This window comes from Binatus sp. (SeqCode) (assembly GCF_035272065.1).
Classification (GTDB): domain Bacteria; phylum Desulfobacterota; class Binatia; order Binatales; family Binataceae; genus Binatus.
On record NZ_DATEQZ010000064.1, the window covers coordinates 1 to 15175 of the forward strand.

The 15175-nt window shown below is 61.6% G+C and carries 17 protein-coding genes and 1 tRNA gene; 7 read left to right on the top strand and 11 right to left on the bottom strand.

What is annotated here, in order from left to right; genetic code table 11:
• Positions 1-81 precede the first annotated feature (81 nt).
• From VJX68_RS12405 to VJX68_RS12415, 3 genes are all read right to left on the bottom strand, one after another.
• Positions 82-315: a hypothetical protein gene (locus VJX68_RS12405; RefSeq protein WP_324096011.1), complete on the bottom strand. Its 234-nt coding sequence runs from the start codon at positions 313-315 to the stop codon at positions 82-84.
• A 13-nt stretch (positions 316-328) separates the two neighbouring features.
• Entirely contained in the window at positions 329-619 is a 291-nt protein-coding gene (locus VJX68_RS12410) for a hypothetical protein (RefSeq protein ID WP_324096012.1), read from the bottom strand.
• 264 nt (positions 620-883) lie between these two features.
• Positions 884-968: transfer RNA gene (locus tag VJX68_RS12415), tRNA-Leu, on the bottom strand.
• A 226-nt stretch (positions 969-1194) separates the two neighbouring features.
• Here VJX68_RS12415 and VJX68_RS12420 point away from each other — a divergent pair.
• Positions 1195-1632, top strand: coding sequence for a hypothetical protein (locus VJX68_RS12420; protein ID WP_324096013.1), 438 nt, complete (start codon positions 1195-1197; stop codon positions 1630-1632).
• A 69-nt stretch (positions 1633-1701) separates the two neighbouring features.
• Here VJX68_RS12420 and VJX68_RS12425 read toward each other — a convergent pair whose 3' ends face one another.
• Positions 1702-2112 carry a GFA family protein gene (locus VJX68_RS12425; RefSeq protein WP_324096014.1) on the bottom strand — a complete coding sequence of 137 codons (411 nt, stop codon included), beginning with the start codon at positions 2110-2112 and terminating at the stop codon, positions 1702-1704.
• A gap of 21 nt (positions 2113-2133) precedes the next feature.
• On the bottom strand, positions 2134-3657 hold the full coding sequence (locus VJX68_RS12430; RefSeq protein ID WP_324096015.1) for a sulfatase: 1524 nt from the start codon (positions 3655-3657) through the stop codon (positions 2134-2136).
• A 131-nt stretch (positions 3658-3788) separates the two neighbouring features.
• Here VJX68_RS12430 and VJX68_RS12435 point away from each other — a divergent pair, with 131 nt between their 5' ends.
• Complete coding sequence (locus VJX68_RS12435; RefSeq protein WP_324096016.1) at positions 3789-4487, top strand: hypothetical protein; 699 nt, start codon at positions 3789-3791, stop codon at positions 4485-4487.
• An 11-nt stretch (positions 4488-4498) separates the two neighbouring features.
• Here VJX68_RS12435 and VJX68_RS12440 read toward each other — a convergent pair whose 3' ends face one another.
• Entirely contained in the window at positions 4499-5551 is a 1053-nt protein-coding gene (locus tag VJX68_RS12440) for an NHL repeat-containing protein (RefSeq protein WP_324096017.1), read from the bottom strand.
• The gene (locus tag VJX68_RS12445; RefSeq protein ID WP_324096018.1) at positions 5526-5741 is read right to left on the bottom strand and encodes a hypothetical protein; all 216 of its coding nucleotides are present in this window, start codon (positions 5739-5741) and stop codon (positions 5526-5528) included. Before VJX68_RS12445 ends, VJX68_RS12440 begins: the two co-directional genes overlap by 26 nt.
• Positions 5742-5814: 73 nt before the next feature.
• Here VJX68_RS12445 and VJX68_RS12450 point away from each other — a divergent pair, with 73 nt between their 5' ends.
• A complete protein-coding gene (locus VJX68_RS12450) occupies positions 5815-7806 on the top strand; it encodes a ribonuclease catalytic domain-containing protein (RefSeq protein ID WP_324096019.1) in 1992 nt (663 codons plus the stop codon).
• A gap of 158 nt (positions 7807-7964) precedes the next feature.
• Here the strand turns inward: VJX68_RS12450 and VJX68_RS12455 are convergent, their stop codons facing one another.
• From VJX68_RS12455 to VJX68_RS12465, 3 genes are all read right to left on the bottom strand, one after another.
• Positions 7965-8174, bottom strand: coding sequence for a hypothetical protein (locus VJX68_RS12455; protein WP_324096020.1), 210 nt, complete (start codon positions 8172-8174; stop codon positions 7965-7967).
• A 130-nt stretch (positions 8175-8304) separates the two neighbouring features.
• Positions 8305-8499 carry a helix-turn-helix domain-containing protein gene (locus tag VJX68_RS12460; protein WP_324096021.1) on the bottom strand — a complete coding sequence of 65 codons (195 nt, stop codon included), beginning with the start codon at positions 8497-8499 and terminating at the stop codon, positions 8305-8307.
• Between the two features lie 292 nt (positions 8500-8791).
• Positions 8792-9640: an LLM class F420-dependent oxidoreductase gene (locus tag VJX68_RS12465; protein ID WP_324096022.1), complete on the bottom strand. Its 849-nt coding sequence runs from the start codon at positions 9638-9640 to the stop codon at positions 8792-8794.
• A 220-nt stretch (positions 9641-9860) separates the two neighbouring features.
• On the opposite strand from VJX68_RS12465, the gene VJX68_RS12470 reads away from it, so the two are divergent.
• The 4 genes from VJX68_RS12470 (at position 9861) to VJX68_RS12485 (ending at position 12587) form a co-directional block, all read left to right on the top strand.
• A complete protein-coding gene (locus VJX68_RS12470) occupies positions 9861-10400 on the top strand; it encodes a PH domain-containing protein (protein WP_324096023.1) in 540 nt (179 codons plus the stop codon).
• 6 nt (positions 10401-10406) lie between these two features.
• The gene (locus VJX68_RS12475) at positions 10407-11033 is read left to right on the top strand and encodes a ribonuclease HII (protein ID WP_324096024.1); all 627 of its coding nucleotides are present in this window, start codon (positions 10407-10409) and stop codon (positions 11031-11033) included.
• A 68-nt stretch (positions 11034-11101) separates the two neighbouring features.
• Positions 11102-11422: an iron donor protein CyaY gene (cyaY, locus tag VJX68_RS12480; RefSeq protein ID WP_324096025.1), complete on the top strand. Its 321-nt coding sequence runs from the start codon at positions 11102-11104 to the stop codon at positions 11420-11422.
• Between the two features lie 7 nt (positions 11423-11429).
• A complete protein-coding gene (locus tag VJX68_RS12485) occupies positions 11430-12587 on the top strand; it encodes an NAD(P)/FAD-dependent oxidoreductase (RefSeq protein WP_324096026.1) in 1158 nt (385 codons plus the stop codon).
• Between the two features lie 17 nt (positions 12588-12604).
• Here the strand turns inward: VJX68_RS12485 and VJX68_RS12490 are convergent, their stop codons facing one another.
• Positions 12605-14995 carry an arylsulfatase gene (locus VJX68_RS12490; protein ID WP_324096027.1) on the bottom strand — a complete coding sequence of 797 codons (2391 nt, stop codon included), beginning with the start codon at positions 14993-14995 and terminating at the stop codon, positions 12605-12607.
• Between the last annotated feature and the right edge of the window lie 180 nt (positions 14996-15175).

The window sequence follows — 15175 nt, forward strand, 5'->3', positions numbered from 1 at the left end:
GGGGATCGCTGACTGGGTTTTTGCCCCCCCCCTTTTACCGGTCGGCGACGGGCTGGCGTTCTCGCAGCGCTGGCCCGTTTCTTATTCGAACCGGCGATCGGAAATCTCTAGGCCGCGAGCTCGCTCACGCGCGATGACGACGTTGCTGTGCCGCGTGCACAACTCGATCTGCCGAACGTGCCGGCCCGCACCGTCAACCTTCTCGGCGATCAGCGTCGCGCGCTCGAGGCATCCGCGCCTTTTGCATTTCGAGACGTAGCCGCAGCGATGGATGCGGAGAGTCGTTGGTGCGGGATTGAAGTCGGGTTGCAGCATTTGGCTCAGCCGTTCACTTGTTGGGCTTAACAGCGATCCTCGCACCGCTGTAGGCAGTGCCCGGGTTGTCGCGATACTCGCCCAGAATGCGACGCGATATCGACTCCGCGATTAGCCTAATGTCTCGCTTGCCATCGAGCTCCCATCCTAGCGGTTGATGAAGCTTCCGCTCGAACGCGGGTAATTTCGTGTCTTCTTCAAACGTCACGCGGATCGTTCCGAGCTGACGGCTCTGCGACAAGAATTGTTCGATCTTGCCAGGGTCGGCGCCTTTTGCTCGAGGCAGGAATAGCTCGGTTGTCATCACGGCGTTCGCGTCGGCTTTCGCCTCCCGTATCCGAGTGTAGACCCGCGGCACACCTACCGCGAGCGCGAACCAAGGGTGTTGGTGGCTCTGGTGGGTGTGGTGGCTCTGTTTCCAGCCCTATGAGTTTCACTCTTGCTCCCAACCCGCCCGGCGACGCGACCTGTACAAAACCTGCACAATTTCGCCAAATATCGCCTGCGCGAGATCTCGCCGCAGATTAGGTGATTCAGCTAAGTACTTAATTTCAATAAAGTTTTTCAATGCCGGGGGCGGGGGTCGAACCCGCACGGAGCTTTCGCTCCAGAGGATTTTAAGTCCTCTGCGTATGCCATTTCGCCACCCCGGCCCCTGGTCGAACAGGATCGTTAAATCATAAACAGACCCGCACGCGAAGATCGTGCGCTGGTCCGCAATTGTTCATTCTGTCCGGCGCCTGATGCGTATATGCTCGACCTCGCTTGTCCCCCAAACGGTTCATTGTCGCGGTTCTACTAGCGCTAGTCGTTTCGGGTTGCGCGGCATACCGCCGCTACGAAGCCTCAAAGCCTGAGACCGTTCGAAAAACCGAGGCGATGCTGGCCGACGCAGGTTTCATCACGATCAAGCTGGACACTGACGACAAGGTCGGACTCGTCGAGGACCTTCCGCCGTACGAGATTCGCAGCTACGCGGCTCAATCCGGCACCGTTTACTGGTATTACGACCCTGACGTTTGCGTATGTGTTTATGAAGGACATCAGAGCGAGTTCGATCGCTACCAACTGGCGTTGACGCACGAAAACGACGCCGCGCAGTATGCCGCCGAATCGGACGACGAGCAGGTGGCGTCGTTGAACGCTCTAAACGGCGTATTTTTCCCTCCGTCGATATTCTGGATCGGTGGAATCGCCCCCTACCCACATTTCATTGGCGGTGGATATGGCGGCGGACACGGTGGATGGCATGGTGGTGGCGGGCACGGACGGGGACACGGTTTCGGCGGTGGCCACAGCGGCGGTCACGAGCGCTAGCCGGCCCGTAGCCATCTGCGGACTATTTGAATTGCAGCAGCGATCTCTACGCGGGCGAGCCGCGCCGTGTCAGCCGGGATTGCGCGCGAAAGTCGGCACGCCCGCAAAGTGCGGCGCCCACTTCGGCGCGCTGGCGACGAAGATGCTCGCGGTGAGCTGAAACTGATTCGGGTCGTCCAGGCTGCCAGCCTTGATCGCCGTGAACGGCATCGCTGACAGAACGCTCATGATAGGTGAGCCGCAATCGGCGCAGAAGCCGCGGCTGACCTTGTTGCCGCTGTCGCCCGTCACCTCGTAATGCTTCAACTGTCCGTTGGTCAGTTTGAACGCGTCCTTCGGCACGAGTAGCACCGGGGAGAAGGCGCTGCCGGTTGAGCGCTGGCAATCGCGGCAGTAGCAGCTTGCCTGCATGACGGCGTCGGTCGCGGACTCGTAGCAAACCGCACCACACATGCACCCTCCGACAATTTTTGCTGCCATTGCATATCCTCCTGTTCGATTTCATGCGAGCGCAAGGCGCTCGAATTGATCCTGAGGCGCTTCTATCTTAATCAACGCTGCTCGGAGTTTTTCAGCCGCTCGCTTTTCTTCGGCACTGCCCGCGAGGTTCGCTTCCTCCGCGGGATCGTCGCGCACGCGATATAGATGATTACCGCTGAACTTGCCCATCGCCCAGTACGGCAGCAAGTCGCCCGCGCGGAACGGTTGGCGGATGACCGGAGTCCTCGCGCCCGGCATCCGGTCGAGCACTGCGCGCTCGTCCGGCGGCGGCAACTGGATCTCCGGCATTCGATGTATCGGCATCGTGGACCATCGATTCGACCACAGACTCAGCGGAGCGTTGTCGCCCGACGGCGCGCGCGCATACTTCGCGTCCGCGTCGATCAAATGAACCTCGCGTCCCCAAACCCCCGCCAGCGCCCAGTCACGAATCGAGCGCGCCGCGCCAGTTATGAGCGGGAGCATCGAGCGTCCATGCGTGCGATGCGCCATCTCGACGCCGAAAATCTCCGCGAGGGTCGCGCAGATATCGACATTGGTCGTCAGCGCGTCCACGTTTCGCGCGCTGACGCCCGGCGCCGCGATCAACAACGGCGTATGCCCGAGCGGTTCGTAGATCGGCACCGCGGGCTTGCCCCAGATGTCTTTTTCGCCGAGGTAATGCCCGTGATCGGTGCATACGATCACCGCCGTGTCGTCGTAAAATCCGCCGCGCTCGATTGCCGCGAGCAACTTGCCCAGCCACGCGTCGATCATCGTCAGCTTGGCGCCGTAGCATGCGCGGATCTGGCGCGCCTGCTCTTGCGTGAGCACGCCGCGCGCCAACGCGCCGCGGACATAAGGCGGCCAGATCATGTGCGGGCCTTGCCACGACGAATCGTACATCGAGGCGTACGGCTCAGGCGTATCGAATGGCTCGTGCGGATCGAACTCGTCGACGAACAGCATGAAGCGTTCGTGGCTGCGCGCCGAGCGCTCGAGCCAGTCCGTTGCCGCCGCCATGGTGCGCGGTCCCGGAAAATCACTCTCGTCGCGAAAGTAACCGCGCGAGTTGTCGTACGGCGTATGCCCGCGCGCAAATGACGGCGCTCCGATCCAGCTTGGGTCCGGCCGCGTCTGCCACGGGTCGCTCTCATGCCCGCGCTGGTAGTCCCACGCGGTGAAATCGGTGTGATAGTTTTCGCCGCCGACTTCGAACAGATGCGGATGGTCCGAGACCAGCTTGGTGACGACGCCGGCGGCGCGAAGGTACGCGGTCAGCGGCCGTTCCCAGATTTCGATCGACCCCCACGGCTTCCACAAAAAATCGATCGCACCGCACAGGATGTCGTGACGCGCGGGGATGCATGGCAGCGAGCCCGAGTAGTGACGGTCGAAGCGAACCCCGCGCCGCGCGAAGCTGTCCAGGTTGGGCGTGGCAAACTCGCGCCCGCCGTACACGCCGAGCATGTGACGATTGAGGCTGTCGAGCAGGATTACGATGGCGTTTCTCGGACGCCGCGCCGTAGTTTCGCCCGCGCTCATCGATTGAATCCTAGCATTGGCGAATGTCGCCCGGAAAAGCGTTGAAACCTCGGCCCTTCCGCCACGTCTATAGATGCGAGCCAGCGGGTATAGACTTGCCTCGCGCCAAAGACTGAAATGGAATCGTGAAAGTGGCCCTCATGAAGCGCGTCAAAATTCGAATCGCAATCGCGGCGGCAATCGCAATTTCCGGATGCGCCGTCGCGCCCCCGCCGATAGCACATACCCCGAACGTCGTCGCCACTCCGCAACAGGGCCAGCTCGCGGTAAGCGTCGCAGCCGCACCGACGGTCGGCGAGGTCACCCCCGTTTATGTGTCGATCGCCAACGGTACCGATTCGACCCGATCAGTCGTGCCAAGCCAGGTGTTCGCGCTCAACGACGCCGGCGAGCGAGTCGCTCCTCTACCGCCGGGCGAAGCGGCGCGGCAGGCCGGCAGCGCCAAGGAGCTCGAAGGAGCGGTGAAAAGCGCGACCGTCAGCGGCGTCGGCGGCGCCGCCGTGGGAGCAGCGGCTGGAGCAATAGCAGGCGCGGCGGGTTCGGGTGGCGGCTGGTGGGGTTTCGGATCTCCGGGCTCGGGCGCTTTGATCGGCAGCGCGTTCGGCGGTGGATGGGGCATTATCAGCGGCGCCGAAAGAGGCCAATCGAAAGCCGACCAGCAGGCCAATCAGCAGATCGAGGCGGTCTCACTCAAACCCGAAGAAGTGCGCAAGGACTACACGGTCAGCGGCTACGTCTTTTTCCCGAAGGGGCAATACAACCAGGTCGAGATGCTGCTGGTCGATCGAGAGACCGGCGACACCCAAGTCGTCCGCGAACCCTGGCACTGACAGCTCGGCGCTTAGAGCAGCGACGAGATAATCACGATCGCGCCTTGTCCTTTCCCTTTCTCGGCAGGATCGCAAATCACCGCCTTGTTGCCGATAAACTTCATGTCCGTCGGATCCATCAGGCCCGAGGCGAATGGACGAGAGACATCTCGCTCGACTCGATAGATATTGCCGTCCCGCTCGTTGTCGTTCTCCGCCGCGAATTTGCCAGTGTCCGCGATCAGCAGCTCGTCGCCGTATGAGCCGAAGCCTGATGGCGACCACGCGAAGCCCGAGGGCCGCGTGAATCCGACCAGGTAAACCTCATCCTTCATTTTGCCGTCGGCGCCGACGATGGCGATGCGCCCGACCTTCGATGCAAAACCACCCTTCGCGCGCATCCCAACCAGCATCATGCCCGCCGCCTTCGAATCGGACGCGGGCGGAAATGTGATCGTGGTCAGCTCGAACGCTACCGGTTTGCTGTAGTTGCCGAATGTGCTCGCCTTGCCCGACGAATCGATCGAGTAAATCGTCGAGTTGCCGCTTACCGCCGCGTAGAGCTTGCCTGCGAACGGCGAACTGGCGGCGCCAAACTCCAGGTCGCGGCATTCGGTCGCAGCCGCGGCGGGCAGTTTCGCGAACGTGCTGACCGCGCCCGACTGGTCGATTCTCTCGACTTCGCACTGTCCCTTGATGCCGCCGGTAGCCGCGAGCACGAAAACATTGCCCCCGTACGACCCGAATCCTGCCGGCCCAATCGCGACCCCGGACGGGTTCTTGATTTTCGTCTTGTCCGCGAGCGCTGTCACCTTGCCGCCGAACGTGACCGAGTAAACTCCGCCCGCCTGATCGGACACCACCATCGCGCCATGGTTGTCTTGGAGAAAATACGGCGCGACCAGGCCGGGCGCTTTCAGCGCCTTGATCTCGAACGGTACTTCAACGTCGAGGCCGGCGCCCGACGCGCGCGCGATCGAGTTGGTCAAGCTCGGCAGAGCTGCGATCGTCAGCGCGGCGACACCCAACGCGGTGGCGAACACTGAAACAATTGAAAAACTACTTTTTCCTTTCGAGAAGTTCATCAAGCGCCTCGTTGACAACGTATTTTTCGTTAGGATCGCGGTCGTCCAACTCGGACTTGCGGCGCAACACCCACTCGGCCAGCCCAACAGTCGCGGCCTCCTCGGGATTCGAAATCCCCATCGCCTCGGCGACCTGCATGAGCTGCGCGAACAGCTCGTCGGGCACGTCGATCTGAATTTTCCTGCTCAAGCGGCCTCGCGCGATACACTTTCCGGCGATTGTTCGCCCTTCCATATAGTCTTAGCCCGCGGCGGTCGTCAAAATGAATTCTGACGTGTCATCACCGATCAAATACACCGGCACTGTCGTCGAGTACCTCGATCAAGGCCGACTCAAGGCCGCGCTCGTGACTCGCGAACAGGAACGCCATCTCGCGGTGATCGATTCCGCGGGGCACGAACGATTAGTCCCGCGCGATCTGGTCCTTATGCGCCATCCGGATCGGCGCGCCGATCGCGAAGACGTTGCCGAGGTGCTCGCCGAGCTGGAACGGGAACGCGCCGAACTTACCGCCGAGCTCGATCTCCAGTTGCTGTGGGAGGTCGCGCAGGAGCAGGGCCGCAGCTTTTCCGCCGCAGAGCTCGCCGAGCTGTTCTTCGGCCGGCGCTCGAACGCCGCCGCCTCCGTGATGCTCGAGGCGCTGCTGAACGACCGCACCTACTTCACCCGCCGCCACATGGACTTCGTGCCGCGCACGCCCGACCAGGTCGAACGTCTGCGGATACAGAATGATCGGATTCGGGCGCGCAGCGACGACTATCGCAAGATCCAGAAGCATCTGCGCGACGTCCTCAACGGCGCCGAGAAGCCGCCCGACGACGAAGCGGCCGCGCTTGTCGAAGAACTCTCGCGCTATCTCAAGAACCCGTTCACGCGCAGCCGCGACATGACCGCAATGCTCGCGCACGCCGCGCCCGAAGTCGATCCGGCCGAAGCGGCATTCGAAATTCTTGAGCGCCTCGGAGCGCGGCCGCGCGTACCGCGTTTCGCGTTCATCGCCGGGCTCAAGGACGAATTCAGCGACGCCGTGATGAAGGAAGCGGCCGAGGTGGTGCCCGGCCCGCGCGCGATTTCCGACGGCGGATACGCCGTCACCGTCGATGACGAAGACACGGTCGAGGTTGACGACGCTCTCAGTTGCGAGGCGCTCGCCGACGGCGGCATCCGTGTGCGCGTGCACATCGCGCTGGTCGCGGACTTCGTCGCCAAGGGCAGTGCGATGGATCAAGAGGCGGCCTCGCGCGCGACCACGGTTTATCTGCCCGAGACCACCATCAGGATGCTGCCTGATCCGATCTCATGCCGCGCCGCGAGCTTGATTGCCGGCGAAGATCGCCCCGTACTCACCACCGACGTGCGCTTGTCGGCCGACGGCGAGCTGCTCGACGCTTCGATTTATCCCGCGCGAATTCCAATCATGCGCCGGCTCGACTACGACCAGGTCGATCGCATTCTCGAGTCAGGGGCGTCCGCCGATGACACTGCCGCCACCGTCGCGCGACTAAATGCGGCCGCCGGCCAGCTTCGTCAGCGGCGCCGGACTGCGGGCGCGGTCCTCGTGCAGAGGCGCGAGGCGAAGGTCCGCGTGCGCGGCGACGAGGTGGAAATCACAATCATCGATAACGGGTCGCCGGGCCGCGCGCTGGTCGCGGAGTTCATGGTGCTGAGCAATTTCGTCGCGGCTCGCTACGCCGCCGCGAATCGGATTCCGATCATTTACCGCGTGCAGCCGCAACTTGGCGGCGGCGATATGGCGGCGATGCGCCCGCGGCTGTCGCTGCATCCGGAATATCACGCCGGAATCGGACTCGACTTCTATGCGCAGTTAAGCTCACCGATTCGCCGCTACGCCGACTTGGTCCTGCAGCGACAACTATTGGGCGCGCTTGCAAATCGCGACCACGAAGCGCCGATTTACAATGTCGATGAATTACTTGCCGTGCTGGCCGGCGCCGAGAATGCGGAAGCGTCGGGCCGCGAACTCGAACGACGCGCCAAGCGCTACTGGACTCTCCGCTACCTCGAACGTCACGCCCATGATGGCCCGATCCTCGCCTACGTTGCACGCGAAGGCCAAAGCGCGGAACTCGCCGACTTCGCCGTGCGCGGAACCCTGCACGGCGCGCCCACCTTGCCAAATCAGATGCCGGTAATGGTGCAAGTGAGCCGCGTCGATCCGCTCCGCGGATGGCTCGCGTTCGACTTCGTCGGCCCCGCCGACGAAGCCTCAACCGGCGCAATCAGAACGATCTGATCAGTTTCGCATTCGTTCCGTGTCATTCTAGAGCGCGGCGAAGAATCCCGGAAAAGTGCCGGCTCGGGCACAGAAGCCGGGATTCTTCGCTTCGCTCAAAATGACAAAGTGCGCGCCTTCGAAGCAGGCAAACACAGGCCGTCGTCGGCGCAATCGAATCAGGTTCGTCTGACGATGCCGGACTTACTCGCTACCTGCCGCGCAACATGCCCGACATTCATCGCGATGTACCACGGCGCGACCACCCTTAAGTGGACACCAACTGCCTTCACCGTTTGACCGACTTTGGCCCTCGCGTGCGTGCCGAGCGCCGAGTGGATCGCCAGCGACATGCCCATGATCAGTCCCGCTAGTATAGTCAGACGCATATTTTTTCCTCGACGCTCGCCGTCGTTCGTGACGCCCCGTAGTTAGCCACGCCGGGCGTCCTTGCGGACGCCCTTCTGCGTGACTTCCCTCTTTCGCCCCCCCCAGTCCCCCGCTACGCGTCCGGCGCTCCTACAGCTCCTTGAATGTGTCCTGCTCCAGGCGCCACCGGTCGATCGATTCAATATTGAAGCGCCAGTCGCTGCCGACCTTGAACGCCGGCAACCGCCCGCGCTTGAGCTGCCTGTATATCGTTGACGGATGAACCTTCAGGTAGTCCGAAAGTTCCTTGACCGTCAGTACGTGACTGCTGTCATTTTTCAGCATCTGCCAGCTCCCCTTTTCAGTTTCTCTTTATTGATTCGTGCGATTGCCATCCGACCCTTGAGTAGGCTTAACGCAAGCTGCGTGCCGTGGGAGCGCGGACCCAAATGTCACACGAATAAAGAGGTCTGCGGCCATGATTGACCGCAGCAGCCGGTAGGATTTTGCCACTACGCCAGAAAAATGCCGATCACACCGCGAACGCGACCTATCAATGCCCGCCGCCGCAGCTTTGGGACACCCGTCGTCCTATTTTAACTGCGCGCTGCTATCCGCTAACTGCGGGTTGACGCGCTCAGACTTTGCCGATCAGTTGGCGCCCGACCTCGCGAGCGCCCTCGAGCAGCGCCGCTTCGTCCGCGCCGCGCTGCAGCAAAATCAGCCGGCTCACGCCCAAGTCGGCATAGCACTTCGCAGTGTCGCGATCGACCTTCACCCGCGCGTGCGGCGTGATACTCACTTCGATGTCCTCGAACCGACGCCCCACCGCCTTGCACGCTGCCCGCAGCCCCTCGACGCACTTCGCCGTCCCATCAAGGTCCTGCGCAAAGCCGTACCATCCTTTCGCGAGCCGCGCCGCCCGGCTAAAGGCCTCCTTCGTATGCCCGCCGAAGACAATCTCGGGATGCGGCTTCTGCACGGGCCGCGGCATCGCGTTGACACCGCTGAACTTGATCCACTTGCCTCTGAACTCCGGCTTCGGCATCGACCACAGTGCGATCATCGCCGCCAGCCATTCCTCCGAGCGCGCACCCTTGTGATCGAACGGCGCGCCGATCGCGTCGAACTCCGGCTTGAGATATCCGACGCCGATACCGAAAATCAGCCGGCCGTTCGACAGCACGTCCGTCGACGCGAGCTCTTTGGCGAGCACCACCGGATTTCGCTGCGGCAATATGATGATGCCGGTGCCCAGCCGAATCGTCGTCGTGTGCGCGGCGATAAACGCCAGCGCGATTGCAGGGTCAAGCATCGGGTAATCCGCCGGCACGGGAGACGGCGGCGCCTGCGGGTCCGGCAGTATCACATGCTCGCCCGTCCACACGCTTTCGAATCCCGCGTCTTCGGCCGCACGCGCGACCGCGGCGGCGCACTTGGGAGACGCACATGGTCCGTTGTTGATTCCGAATAGTCCGAATTTCATGAGTTCGTCCTTCTTACCTAGACAGTGCGGCGTCGATCACAGCACCGGGTTTCTTCGCTGCGCTCAGAATGACACAAAAAAAAGACGACACAAGAAAGCTGGCCACGGCGTTGCGCTCCGAATATTGGGTGCAGGGGTCACCCCTGCAATTGACGCGGCGCACCGCGCATCATCATAATCGCATCGACTTCTTTCCGATGCGGTGGCAGAGGCGGGCGCGATGAGATGTCCCCAGTGCGGTAACGACACCCAGCAAGGCGCCGCCTTTTGCTCGCGATGCGGCGCGCGGATGTTCGCGCCCAAGCCGGCCGCCGTGCGCGAGTACGCGCTGGCCACATTCCGCCCCTCGCTATGGTACTACGCCAACGGCTTCCTCGTCGGTGGAGTTCTGATCGCCACCGGCGGGCGCCTGCTCTACCTCAAATTCCAGCCGGTGCAGGTAGGCTTCGCTGTAATCGGTCTCGGCGTGTTGATGTTCCTCGTCACCATGATTCGCGCGCGAACCGTCAATTGGAGTCTCACCTCGGATCGTTTGATCGAAAAGCGTGGGCTGGTCGCGTCGCGCCGGCGCGAGATGGAACTGGCCGACATCCGCTCGGTCGAGGTCAGCAAGCGTGTTTTTCAGCGGATGGTCGGACTCGGCGACGTCACGATCGCGTCGGCGGCCAGCGCCGACTACGCGATCCGCCTCAACGACATCTACGACGCCGACCTCGCGGCAGAGACGATTCGCAAGGCGCGTCTCAAGCGGTTGGCGTAACTGACGATGAGCAAGCGGCCTGACCTGCGCTACGAACGACGCCTGTGGAAACTCGGCATCGACGCCGTCGCCGGTGTCGACGAAGCCGGCGTCGGCCCGATGGCCGGTCCGGTGGTCGCAGCCGCGGTTGTCTTCGCGCCCGAGACCTTCATCAGCGGTGTGCACGATTCCAAGCAGTTGACTCACGATCAGCGCGAGGAACTTTTCACTCCGATACGCGAGCGCGCAATCGCCGTCGGCGTCGGCATCGCCGAGGTCAACGAAATCGATCGCCTCAACATATATTGGGCCACGATGTCGGCGAGCCGGCGCGCGCTTACGGCCTTGAATCTCGCGCCCGGCCACGTGCTGGTGGACGGCCGCCTGATTCCCGGCCTCGAACTGCCGCAAACAAAAATCATTGGCGGCGACCGCAAAAGTTTCTGCATCGCCGCCGCCTCGATCGTCGCCAAGGTCACCCGCGACCGCATGATGGTGATGCTCGACGCCCAATACCCCGGCTACGGCTTCGCGCAACACAAGGGCTACTGCACCAACGACCACATGCAATCGCTGATCAAGTTGGGCCCGTCGCCAATCCACCGCCGCTCATTCTCGCCAGTAGCGGCTTCAGCACAACGCCCGCTCTTCTGACAAGAATAGTTCCAATCAGGGACCCTCCGACTTGCCGCATCGCGTCCGCGCTTTGCTACAATCTCAGCATGGACGACAGCGAATTTCGCGAGCGCTCCGATACCGCGTTGACCAAAGTCGCCAAGTGGCTCGAGGACCTCGACCCTGACGAGGTGGACTACACGACCGCCGACGGAGTCGTGACGATTGAGTTTGCAGGCGGCGCGAAGTTTATCCTGTCACGGCAATCGCAGATGAAGCAGATGTGGCTCGCTGCCGGCTCGCACGGATTCCATTACAGTTGGGACCCGGCGCGCGGTTCGTGGCTCGACGATAAGGACGGCCACGAGTTGTTCCCGCGCCTGGCCCAGACGATATCCGAGCAATTAGGGCATACGGTCGAGCTTTGAAAAACGAGTGAGCCTCGACGCCGACGTAGTCGTGATTGGAGCGGGACCTGCCGGATGTGCGGCCGCGATAAGGCTCGTCGCCGCGGGCTACAACGTCATCGCGCTCGAGCGCAAGGATCGCGAAGACGGCGAGGATATCACGTCGGGCGAAGTGCTCGTTGTTCCAACGCAGAACGAATGCGCACAGTTGGGGGTCAACTTCGAAGGGGACTGGGTACTCGACCGGATTACCGGCTTCCGCAACGTCTATCCCGACCTTTCCTGGACGTACCATCCGATTCCGACTCCCACCTGCCCTGCGCAGGTTGACCGCGGCGGATTCAACGCGGCGTTGCGCCGCAGACTGGTTGAGGTGGGAGGGCGATTGATCTGGAACGCGCGAGTCACCGACCTGGAATTTCGCGGCGACGCCGCAATCGCAATCACCGCCGGCCGCAGCCGGCATTCGGCGCGCATGCTGATCGACGCCGGCGGCCGTTACGCACCGTCGCTGCGTGCTCTGAATCTCAAGTCCGAAGACCCCGAGTTTTCACAAATCGGCGTCGCCGTCTTTTTCAATTCGTTCGACGGCACTCCCCTGAATACCTGGGATCGTCATCTGTACGGGATGCGCGGCGCGATGATCAGCGGCTCGCGAATCAAGCCGGGACTGTATCGATACATCCTTGAAGCGGACCTGGCCGAGAAGCAGACCGACCGGCTCGGCGCAATCGAATTCTACGAGTCAGTCGCGCGAAATCACGATCGATGGCTCTACGAGCGCGTAATGAGAGAGCCGCGGGTGGGACGGCAATGGTCGATGGCGCCGTTGGGATATCGCGTCAGCGCAGTCGCACGCGACCGCCTGCTGCTGGTGGGAGACGCAGCGGGATATCTGTCGCCGATAACAGGACAGGGCAACGAATTCGCGCTCCGCACCGGACGGTTGGCGGCGATTGCCGCCGACAACGCTTTGCGCAGCGGCGACCTGTCCGCGAGCGCGTTCGCGTCGTACATCGAAGGCCGCAGGTATGAGGTCGAGCGGCAGGTCGACTACGTCCGGGCGCAGTTGCGAATCTTGCGCGATCGCGCCGCGCTTTTGAGGGCGTCGCGCGATGACGAGTACAGAGCATCGGTGTTCGGCCCATACGGAATCCCTGCGACCGAGCGCGGCTCGCTTGCGTGACGACGGGATCGGCCCGCTCAGTCCACCTCCTCGAAATCCTTTGCCTCTTTGGCCTTGTCCGTGTCCGGCGCGGTCAGGGTGATTGTCACTTTGTCGATCTGACCGGTAAACGGAAAGTGATCTTTCTTTTTGTAGTTGTTCGACACCGGCGTTCCGTTGTCTACACCTACATCGAAGGTTTCGCTGAGCGAGAAGCTTCCTGGAACCGTTTGATCAAGCGCTCCTTCCGCGACTTTGTTCCCGTTCACGTACAACTCCCCGGTGCCTTTCAGCATTCCGGTTTTGATGAAATTGAATTTCAGATCGACTTTGCCGGTGGGCAACGCCGGAGAGACGATCGCGTACCGCGCTACGTTAAAGTAGTTGTATTCGTAGTGCAGTTTGTGGTCGGCAATGAACAGCGTGTATCCGCCGTTCACGCCGCCGCAGGCCACGATCACTCCTTCCTCGTTACCTTTCAGATTGAGCGTCGTCTCGATAGAATGTGAAGTGTTCTTGACCGGGGCCGATGCGGCTTCGGGGATACGCTGAGCGCCGGGCCAGTAGTAGATGAATTGCTTGCGGTCGCCAAAGGCGCGGCTGAACTGCTTGCCTATCCGATTGGCCAGGTCATCGTAGAGCGGATAGACGTTGTTCTTCCAAGCGGCGTCGTCCCAGGCCTTCTTCAGCTCCTCGAGTTTCCGCGGATTGCTGGCCGCGAGATCGTTGGTTTCCGAAAAGTCCTCGTTGACGTTGTAGAGCTCCCACACGTCCTTGTCGAAGGGGAAGGTGCCCGCAACTATCCACGGCATCCGGTTGCCATGGATCGTCACCGCCTTCCATCCATCTTTGTACATCGCGCGGTTCCCCAATTGCTCGTAGTACTGCTCGGTGCGTGTCGACGGTGCGGAGGCGTTGTTGAAAGAATAGACGAGGCTCTTGCCGTCTATCGGAATTTGTTTGACGCCGTCGATCTCGTCCATGAATTGCGTGCCGGTCGCCTCGAGGGCGGTGGCCATCAGGTCGGTGATGAATCCGTATTGATTTCTGACCTCGCCCTTGGCCTTGATGCCCTTGGGCCACGTGATGATCAGGGGATCGGAGACTCCGCCGTTGTGCACGATCTGTTTGCAGTATTTGAACGGGGTGTTGCCGGCCATCGCCCAGCCCGCGTGATAGTGCGGATAGGTGTCAGGCCCGCCCCATTCATCGTAGTGCTTCATATTTTCTTCTAGGCTGGTTTGCTGGGCATTGAGCACCAGCGACTCGTTGAAGGTCCCGTTCAAGCCGCCTTCCCCGCTGGCGCCGTTGTCAGAGGTGGCCATGATGATGGTGTTGTCGTATTGACCGGTGCGCTTCAGGGCCGCAATCATGCGGCCGATCTGCTCGTCGGTCTGCGTCAGCATGCCGGCGAAGACCTCCATCTGATGCGAATACAGCTTCTTCTGTTCCGGACTCAGGCTATCCCACTTTGGAATCTCCGGGATGCCGTTGGACAGCTTGGTGCCGGCGGGTAGGAGCTGCATTTGCATCTGCTTCGCAAAAATCATCTCCCGCGCCTTGTCCCAGCCCATGTCAAACTTGCCCTTGTACATATCGATGTATTTCTGCGGGACCTGATGCGGCGAGTGCATCGCACTTGGCGCCCAGAAAACAAAAAACGGACGGTCCGGATAAATCGAGACGTGCGAGGTGACGCTGTTGATCGCCCGATCGGCCAAATCGGTGGTCAGATGGTAGCCCGGCTTGCCAATCCAGTTTTCCGTCGGATGGTGATCGTCCCAAAGCAAGGTTCGATAGTCGTCAGCGTCGGCTGCCATAAATCCATAGAAATGGTCGAAGCCCTCGCCGCTGGCCCAATGGAGGAACGGCCCGCTCTGCGAAGCTTCCGGCAAAGGCGTATGGTCCCATTTGCCCACCGCAAAGGTCTCGAAGCCGGCGTGCTGGAAGTCCTTGGCGAGTGATTTTGCGCTCTCGGGCGGGACGCCGTTGTAGCCGGGAAAGCCCATAGCGGTGAGCGCGTGGGAGCCCAATCCTATGCGATGCGGATTTCTCGCGGCCATCAGCGCGGCCCGCGAGGGCGAACACAGCGCCGTGGTGTGGAAGTTGTTGTAGCGCAAGCCGTCGGCAGCGAGCGCGTCGACGTTGGGCGTTTTGATCAATCCGCCGTAACTGCCCAGCTGCGAAAAGCCGACGTCATCCAACAGGATGATAAACACATTGGGCGTGCCCGGCTTCGGCTTCGGAACTTCGGGGTACCATTCCTCTGATTCGGCGTACGTCCGACCAATCTTGCCCTTGAACTCCTGGCCGTACTTGGCGAACGAATCGTCGCCTTGGGGCTCTGCGTTTTGAGCGTGCGCAACCAGCGCGACCAGCGCGCAAATCACGCTCAGGAGCGCGGATATTTTCAGCAGTTTCTTGTTCATCAGGGTAGTTCACTCTCTTTGCGATAACTGTCAGCAGATCGGTTTTTTTGAGGTGTTTCTCTTTCGATTTGGCCGCGCCGCATTTGCTTCTTGAGCGGCCAGGATAACAACGACCAGTAGAACAGGATCGCCTGCTGCCGACCAGTACCCCGGCCGTGCAGTCTTACCCACAGGGCTTGC